This is a genomic window from Mesorhizobium argentiipisi (SeqCode) (genome assembly GCF_037179585.1).
GTDB lineage: Bacteria > Pseudomonadota > Alphaproteobacteria > Rhizobiales > Rhizobiaceae > Mesorhizobium > Mesorhizobium argentiipisi.
Genome location: NZ_JAPYKO010000124.1, coordinates 1 through 430 on the forward strand (window position 1 = coordinate 1; position 430 = coordinate 430).

A 430-nucleotide genomic window follows, 5' to 3' on the forward strand; every position below is an offset into this window, starting at 1 on the left:
GCAATGCACCGTCCCGCAACGCACATCTGCTGGGAGTTAAAGTGGCAACGGCGCGGTTATGCCGCGCCACTCATATAGGTCTCGCGCCGGCCGATCATGCGCTCGGCGGCAGCCTTGTCGTCGGCCTTCGAGGACGTCGCGCACGTCCGGTATTCGAGATCGGGAACGTCGGAGGTGTCGCGGCGGCCGAACCAGGATTTCGAGCCGACCGGCAGCAGCGCCAGCGCCTGTGCCAGATTGTCGACGGCGCCGAACGAATAGAGCGCGCCGGTGCCGGCGATCCGGACCTCGTAGATGCCGAGCGAAATCGGCGCCTCGAGATTGTCGCCCCGTCCGGGACGGGGATAGCGCTTCCATTCGCTCCAGGTCGAAATCATCTGAGGTCCCCCGCGGTCGTGACCGACCGCCAATATTTGCATCAAGTCTTAAC

1 protein-coding gene is annotated in these 430 nt (G+C 64.4%); it reads right to left on the reverse strand.

From position 1 onward, the window contains the following. Positions 1 to 56: 56 nt before the first annotated feature. Positions 57 to 377, reverse strand: a complete 321-nt coding sequence (locus tag O7A05_RS34225; protein WP_337097820.1) for a hypothetical protein — start codon at positions 375 to 377, stop codon at positions 57 to 59. Positions 378 to 430 lie beyond the last annotated feature (53 nt).